This is a genomic window from Streptomyces sp. MBT53 (genome assembly GCF_016654115.1).
Lineage (GTDB): Bacteria > Actinomycetota > Actinomycetes > Streptomycetales > Streptomycetaceae > Streptomyces.
The window spans coordinates 1-3900 of the sequence record NZ_JAEQAZ010000363.1 but is presented as its reverse complement, the minus strand read 5'-3'; the positions used below and the strand labels follow the sequence as shown (position 1 = coordinate 3900).

4 protein-coding genes are annotated in these 3900 nt (G+C 70.2%); all 4 read left to right on the top strand.

The window, feature by feature from the left end; all coding sequences use genetic code 11:
* The coding region (locus JHN45_RS50895) for a pyridoxamine 5'-phosphate oxidase family protein (protein ID WP_201056275.1) at nucleotides 1-628 on the top strand (628 nt) is incomplete at its 5' end.
* Between the two features lie 9 nt (nucleotides 629-637).
* Nucleotides 638-1096, top strand: a complete 459-nt coding sequence (locus JHN45_RS50890; protein ID WP_200717306.1) for an NUDIX hydrolase — start codon at nucleotides 638-640, stop codon at nucleotides 1094-1096.
* Between the two features lie 252 nt (nucleotides 1097-1348).
* Nucleotides 1349-3121, top strand: a complete 1773-nt coding sequence (locus JHN45_RS50885) for a TIGR03767 family metallophosphoesterase (protein WP_201056273.1) — start codon at nucleotides 1349-1351, stop codon at nucleotides 3119-3121.
* A gap of 120 nt (nucleotides 3122-3241) precedes the next feature.
* Nucleotides 3242-3900 (top strand): serine hydrolase (locus JHN45_RS50880; RefSeq protein WP_236585020.1); only part of this gene is annotated, 659 nt, incomplete at its 3' end.

The following is a 3900-nucleotide window of genomic DNA, read 5'->3' as shown; positions in this document are numbered from 1 at the left end:
CCCCCTCACCCCGGCCCTCACCGCCGCACGGGACCTGCCGGTCGGCACGATCGCCCTCGACCCCCGCACCCGCCGCCGTATGCGAGTCGACGGCCAACTCCGCGCCACGGCAAGGGGGTTCACGATCGAGGCGGAGCGGGTGTTCTCCAACTGCCCCAAGTACATCCAGCGGAGGCAGTCCTACGAGACGGTCGTGGACCGCGTGCCCGCAGCCGCCCGCCACGGCGGCGAACTGACCCCCGCCCAGGCCGAGTTCATCGCGGCGGCCGACACCTTCTTCCTCGCCACGGTCCACGACCACGGCGCCGACGCCAGCCACCGCGGCGGCAACCCCGGCTTCGTACAAGCGATTTCGCCCCACGAACTGACCTGGCCGGACTACGCGGGCAACGCCATGTTCCTGAGCCTGGGCAACCTGCTCGCCGACCCGCGCGCGGGACTCCTCTTCCTCGACTGGGACACGGGCACCGCCCTCCAACTCACCGGCGAGGCAAGGACGGAGTTCGGGGAGGACGGGGAGCGCAGGGTGCGCTTCACCCTCACCGAGGTCGTCGAGAGCGCCGCCGCGCTCCCTCTGCGCTGGTCCGCGCCCGAATACTCACCTGCCAACCCGGAGCCCGGGCGTTAACGTCTCCGGATGCGCAAGAAGCTGAGAGTCGCCGCCTACGCCGTCTGCGTCCGGGACGGACAGCTCCTGCTCGCCCGTTCACCGGCCGACGGCGGCGGGTACGAGTGGGTGCTGCCCGGCGGCGGCATGGACCACGGCGAGCACCCGAACGACACGGTGGTCAGGGAGTTGGAGGAGGAGACCGGCTACCGCATCGAGGTCACCGGATTCCTCGGTATGGACTCAAACCGCCGGGTCGTCCGGTGGCGCTACCGAGGCAAGGTCGACCACCAGGGCCTCCGGCTGGTGTACGAGGGCCGGATCGTCGGCGGCGAGCTGCGCAACGAGATCGGCGGCTCCACCGACATGGCCGCCTGGCATCCGCTGGACGACGTGTCCGGCCTCCGCCGGGTCGGACTGATCGACGTGGCACTGCGGCTGTGGCGCGAGCGGCCGGCCGTAGGACGGGTCGAACGGGTCCCGGAATAGCTTCAGTACCCCGGCAGATGAACGCTGAGTAGCCGCCTCCCGGCGGCTCGACGAGCGTTCACGAACGCACAGGGGGCGCCAAGATCCACGTACGGTGATCGGCGCTACACGTTGCCGTCTCGTTTACGCGCAGGTCATCCCCGATGCCAAGCATCCAGTACGAGCGGGAAGTTCGCGACCGCGATCGAAAACCGGTCGACGCGAACGCCCGCGACCACTGCCGACGCAGTTCGTACTCGGGGAGATCGCGCCATGTCGCGCACACGCTCTGTCGCCAGCTCCGCGCTGGGGGTCAACCGCCGTACCGTCCTCGCCGCCACCGCGGCCGTGTCCGTCTCCGCAGGCGTGGGTTACGCCCTACGGCCCACCGACAGCCAGGCCGCAACCACCGGCGTCGAGGGCACCAACGCCGCCGCCGAGGCGCCCGTGGCGCACTCCCGCGTGGCACCGGCCGCACCCCTGGCCCCGTACACCAAGGGCACCACCCTCGCCACGGTCGCCGCCCCGCGCACCCACTCCGGCTACCGCCGCCTCGGCGACGGCGCCGGCTGGAAGCGCGTCGTGCGCGCCGACCTCGCCGCCGCCAAGTCCGGGCGCGCGGGCCGCCGTACGGCGCTCGCGTCGTTCGTGCAGTTCACCGACCTGCACCTGATGGACAGCCAGCACCCGCTGCGCCTGGAGTACCTGCGCTCGACCGACAAGCACGCCTGGCGCCCGCACGAGGCGCTGACCGTGCAGGGCGGGATCTCGCTGGTCGAGCGGGTCAACGCGCTGCGCGGCGCGCCGGTCACCGGCTCCCCGCTGCACTTCGTGATGACCACCGGCGACAACACGGACAACAACGCCAAGTCCGAGCTGGAATGGTTCATGAAGATCATGAGCGGCGGCCGGTTCACCCCCAACACCGGTGACCCGCGCCACTACGAGGGCGTCCAGAACAGCGGCCTCAAGCTGTACTGGCAGCCCGACTCCACCGTGCGCGACGGCGACAAGCAGCTCGGCTTCCCGCACCTCCAGGGCTTCCTGGCCGCCGCGATCCGCGAGGTCCGCAGCCCCGGCCTCAACCTGCCCTGGTACTCGACCGTCGGCAACCACGACGCGCTCCCGCTCGGCTGCTTCGGCTCCCACGCGGACCCGTACCTCACCGAACTCGCCATCGGCGGCAAGAAGTTGATGACCGCGACGGCCGCCGAGGCGAAGAAGCTGCAGAACTCGATCCGGGACGCCAAGGACCCCAAGGGCTCCGGCTACCGCGACTTCCTCAAGGCGCACGCCCGCTCCGCGCGCTCGATCACGCCGGACGAGAAGCGCGCCCCGTACACCTCCGCCGAGTACCTCAAGGCCCACCTCGACCCGGCCTACCAGGGCCTCGGCCCGGTCGGGCACGGCTACTCCTCCGCGAACGTCGACGCGGGCACGCAGTACTACGCGTTCCGCATCGCCGACGACGTGATCGGCATCAGCCTCGACACCACGGACGCGGGCGGCCACTACGAAGGGTCCATCGGGGCAACGCAGTTGAGGTGGCTGGACAAGACCCTGAGCGACAACAAGGACTCGTACGCGGTGATCTTCAGCCACCACACCAGCAAGACGATGGACAACACCCGCCCCGACCCGGCGCACCCCACCGAGCGCCGCTACGAGGGCTCGGCGGTCGTCTCCCTCCTCGGCAGCCACCCGAACGTGCTGGCCTGGGTCAACGGCCACATCCACCGCAACGTCATCACCCCGCACTCGGCGCCCGGCGGCCGCAGCTTCTGGGAGATCTCCACCGCCTCGCACGTTGACTATCCCCAACTCGCCCGCGTCATCGAGCTGGTGGACAACAAGGACGGCACACTGTCGCTCTTCACCACGCTCATCGAGTCCGCGGCCCCGCACCGCACCGACTTCTCCGACCTCACCCAGACCGGCCTCGCGGCCCTCTACCGCGAACTGTCGTACAACGCACCGGGATCCAGCACGGTGCTGGGCGGCGACGCGAAGGACCGCAACACCGAGCTGATCCTCAAGAAGGGCTGAGCCCTTCGGAGAACGGCCGAAACTCACTCAACTGGCGTACAGCGGAGCAACCCTCGTATCGCGCGGCTGTGTCCCTTCCCCCGACCGAGCCTTCGACAGGGCTCAACGAAGGGGGAAGACATGGCAGTTCGTGCGGTAGTGATGGGTGCGACGGCGGTGGCGCTGTCGGTCGCACTGGCGGGACCCGCGCTGGCGGCGGACCCCGCCGGGAAGGCCGGGAAGGCCGGGAAGGACCACACGGCGACACGGGAGGCGCTCGTGGCGGCCGTGCAGGACGGCGTCCCCGGCGTGACGGCCACCGTGCGGGACGGCGGCACCACCTGGTCGACGACGGCGGGAGTCGGCAACCTCCGTACCGGGGCCCCGCGTTCGGCCGACGACCGCTACCGGATCGGCAGCATCACCAAGGCCTTCGTGTCGACGGTGCTGCTCCAACTGGAGGCGGAGGGCCGCCTGTCGCTCGACGACACGGTGGAGAAGTGGCTGCCGGGCGTGGTCCAGGGCAACGGCAACGACGGCGCGCACATCACCGTGCGCCAGCTCCTGAACCACACCAGCGGCATCTACAACTACACGCAGGACGACGACTTCGGCCGCGCGTACTTCACCAAGGACGGCTTCTTCCAGCACCGTTACGACACGAAGACCCCGGCCGACCTGGTGGCGATCGCCATGTCCCACAAGCCGGACTTCGCGCCGGGCACGTCGTGGCACTACTCCAACACGAACTACGTGCTCGCCGGCATGGTCGTCCAGAAGGTCACCGGCCGCTCGTACGC

Coding starts and splice junctions, on each gene's coding strand:
- JHN45_RS50890 (WP_200717306.1), top strand. CDS start 638: ATGCGCAAGAAGCTGAGAGTCGCCGCCTACGCCGTCTGCGTCCGGGAC.
- JHN45_RS50885 (WP_201056273.1), top strand. CDS start 1,349: ATGTCGCGCACACGCTCTGTCGCCAGCTCCGCGCTGGGGGTCAACCGC.